The sequence below is a fragment of the Labrys sedimenti genome, assembly GCF_034424805.1.
GTDB classification, from domain to species: Bacteria; Pseudomonadota; Alphaproteobacteria; order Rhizobiales; family Labraceae; genus Labrys; species Labrys sedimenti.
In genome coordinates this window covers 1-1,683 of sequence record NZ_JAXOUF010000072.1, presented here as the reverse complement: position 1 = coordinate 1,683, position 1,683 = coordinate 1, and the positions used below count along the sequence as shown (strand labels likewise).

3 protein-coding genes are annotated in these 1,683 nt (G+C 64.5%); all 3 read right to left on the bottom strand.

Going from position 1 to position 1,683, the window contains the following annotated elements; all coding sequences use genetic code 11:
- A partial coding sequence (locus U1R88_RS35420; protein ID WP_322435546.1) for a rolling circle replication-associated protein occupies nt 1-489 on the bottom strand: 489 nt, incomplete at its 3' end.
- Nucleotides 490-988: 499 nt separating this feature from the next.
- Nucleotides 989-1,195, bottom strand: a complete 207-nt coding sequence (locus tag U1R88_RS35415) for a hypothetical protein (protein ID WP_322435545.1) — start codon at nt 1,193-1,195, stop codon at nt 989-991.
- An 87-nt stretch (nt 1,196-1,282) separates the two neighbouring features.
- The coding region (locus U1R88_RS35410) for a hypothetical protein (protein ID WP_322435544.1) at nt 1,283-1,683 on the bottom strand (401 nt) is incomplete at its 5' end.

The following is a 1,683-nucleotide window of genomic DNA, read 5'->3' as shown; positions in this document are numbered from 1 at the left end:
GCTCTCGGCGGAGCGCTGGTAATGCTTCACGCCACGGGCAGCGTGCTTGCTCAGGTACTGAAACCAGCCGATGGCGTCATTGATCGGAGCGAAGTACTGGGAAAGGAATCTGGGCTCGTACTCGGAAGCCACGGCGAGCCAGGAGAGGTTCATGGCCTTGTAGCACTCGGCGATCCCGTGCTTCTGGTAGGCCTCCTCGCTGAACCACAGAGCGCAGTGCAGGTGCGGCACGCCACGCTTCTGCCACTCGGTCACCCAATGGAGGCGGACGAGCCCGAGACGCTCCATGCGCTTGATCCATGCGCGGCGTATCCGGTGCCAGGCCTCGGCGCTGGGCGGGCAGTGTTTCAGGGTGAGGGTGGCCGTCCAGCCATGGCCGTCGAGCTGGTCTTCCTGGACCGAGTACAGGAAGCGAGTGTTGCGACGGGTTGCCCCCTCGCTCCAACCGCCTACGTCGCCGCGTAGGGCACGCTGGTGGTCGTTCTTCATGGGGGGGACTCCACACGACATCCCGTGTCGGTATACTGAAACTACTGGCATCTAGCTCGCACCTGGATTGCTGGTCAGGGCCTCGGGGTGTTGGCGCACCGCCGGGGCTTTTTCATGTCTGCAGATCGCAGATTGCCAGATGGCAACCGCCCAGGAAAGCCCTCACGGGCAGATATGTAACTACTAATCAAGGCGGCGCCCCGCGCCACCGTAGCCTCGTACCTCGGCCCCGGTCACGCCGGGCTTCTCCAGCGATCGCAGCAACCATCAGCCGAGCAGGCAACCAGGGTGGTTAGCCGGGGCCGCAGAAGAGGATTTACCTATACTGCCAAGGGCAGCCCTCGCCGGGCGGCGTCCCCCGGGGGTGCGATGAAGATGCACCCCCGGAGGCCTTGCGGCAGGGTATTCAGTCGAGGCGGGTCAAGGGTTCGCTTCGCCCGGCACTCCGTTCACCGGATCGGTGGAGCTGATCCGATGAGCCGGGGTGGCGGCCCTGGACCTACCAGACGCGGAGCAGCTGACAGTCCTCCAGGTGGTAGAAGTCCTTGCCCACGAGCACAGCTTCCGACACCGCTGCACCTGGAGCAGCAACGACAACGGCGAGGACGGTGCCAGTAACGTGCTTCGTGGAGCCCTGGAAGGCCTCCAGGAGCTCGATACGCTTTCCGAGCAGGGTGGTCACGGGGGTAGCATTGGTATTAGCCATTTGGAGCCTCCTACGGGCTTCTGGTGGTTAGCCGGTCGGTCGGGTTGCAGCCCTTCCGGCCGGCGATTTTTGGTCTCTCGACCAGGATCAGCAGGTGACGCGATACCCCCGCGTCGCCAAGTTGGCCAGCATCGCCTCCTGGATGCCCTCAGGGACCCATTCCGAGAGTCCGCGGACCTCCGACAACGGGCGGGCATTACAGGCCAGCATTCGGCGGGCCAGACGGATTCGGTGGCGATTGTGAGCGGCGCGAGCATCGGCATGCCGCCAAGATCTGACAAGGCGCCGGAAGGCGTAGAACCCACCGTCGCCTTCGGCTCCCTCCAGGTTGATCCGCACCGCCTCTTTGACTGACCACTGGCCAGTGTGGCCCCACATGCGGCCGGTCTTCTGCTTCCAGGCAGGGGGGATGCTCTCGGCGGAGCGCTGGTAATGCTTCACGCCACGGGCAGCGTGCTTGCTCAGGTACTGAAACCAGCCGATGGCGT